Source organism: Bradyrhizobium sp. UFLA05-89 (genome assembly GCF_059803475.1).
This window is the reverse complement of the sequence record NZ_JBANBA010000260.1, coordinates 1-1,520: the sequence shown is the minus strand read 5'-3', so window position 1 is coordinate 1,520 and position 1,520 is coordinate 1. Positions and strand designations below refer to the sequence as shown.

At 62.5% G+C, this 1,520-nt stretch carries 1 protein-coding gene; it reads left to right on the top strand.

The annotated features are described in order from the left end of the window. Nucleotides 1-114 precede the first annotated feature (114 nt). Nucleotides 115-1,227: an IS110 family RNA-guided transposase gene (locus SO139_RS46120; RefSeq protein WP_498542144.1), complete on the top strand. Its 1,113-nt coding sequence runs from the start codon at nt 115-117 to the stop codon at nt 1,225-1,227. Nucleotides 1,228-1,520 lie beyond the last annotated feature (293 nt).

Sequence of the window (1,520 nt, the reverse complement as noted above, 5' to 3'; positions counted from 1 at the left end):
CTAGACCCTATGTTTGCCTTCTGAGGTGACGGGCGGCCCGCCCCGCGGCAAGCTCCTATCGAGGGTTGCGCCGGATGGTCCGGCGCCGAGCCTCAAGCATGGGGAGCGGGCCTGATGAACGATAGCATTTTCGTGGGGCTGGATGTGCACAAGGCGACGATTTCGGTTGCAGTGGCCGATGCGATGCGCGGCGGGGAAGTTCGTAACTTGGGGATCATCCCTAATCGCGCCGATCAAATCGCCAAGCTGGCAAAGAAGCTTGGCGAGGGTGACCGGCAGGTAAGTTTTTGTTACGAAGCCGGACCCTGCGGATATGGCCTGTATAGACAACTGACGGGACTGGGACACAACTGCATCGTGGTGGCTCCCTCACTGATCCCGATGAAAGCCGGCGACCGGGTAAAAACCGACCGGCGCGATGCGGCGATGCTGGCCAAGCTGCACCGGAGCGACGAACTGACAGCCGTGTGGGTTCCGGATGCAGCGCATGAGGCCATGCGCGACTTGGTGAGAGCCCGCGCCACGGCGATGCGTGTGCTCGGCAAGGCGCGGCAACATCTCCAAGGCTTCCTGCTGCGACATGGGCGCATCTATGCCGGGAAGAGGGGGTGGACTCTGGCTTATCGTCGCTGGCTCACCACGGTGCGCTTCGATCACCCGGCGAGCCAAATCGTTCTGCAGGACTACATTCATGCCGTAACCGACGCTGAGGCCCGCGTGGACTGCTTGACCAAGCGGATCGAGGAGCTGGCGCCACAATGGTCGATGACGCCAATCGTAGAGGCCGTGCAGGCCATGCGGGGCATCGCCTTCATCGTTGCCGTGACGGTGGTTGCCGAGGTTGGCGACTTCTCTCGCTTTGACAATCCTCGCCAGTTGATGGCCTTTCTCGGCCTCGTGCCGTCGGAGTATTCGAGCGGCGCAACCATACGACGCGGCAACATCACCAAGGCTGGCAATGCTCTGGCCAGGCGGGCTCTGATTGAGGGGGCATGGACCTATCGCATGCAAGCCCGCGTCAGTCGCAAGCTCCATGACCGTAACGAGCGCCTGCCTCAAGTTATCCGCGATATCGCCTGGAAGGCCCAGGTCAGGCTATGCGCTCGCTATCGCCGCTTGTCGGCGGCCGGCAAACCCAAGGTGATCGTCACCACCGCCATTGCACGTGAGATGGTCGGCTTCCTGTGGGCGATCACTCGTCAAGTACAACTCGGGCCGGCCGCCTGAAGAGCGCTGCTCGACCATATCGGTGCCCAGGGCAGGAGGCAGGGCGCGGTGGGGAATCCTCGTGGCCTGTTATGAGCCGGCATTGCCGACGCTCGCCCTCTAGACCGAGGCAGCCCCAAGACGAAACCACGGTCATGCGGTAGCCAACCCGCGCATGAGAGCTTGATCAACCGTCGTCTTTGGCCCTGCCTCCTACCGTGGGCACCTTCGAAGTCCAGCGTCCGGGCGCTCAGCCGGAAGCGGCTCCGCTTGATCGAGTCCCTTGACAGCAAACATGAGAGCAGGCTGTTGAA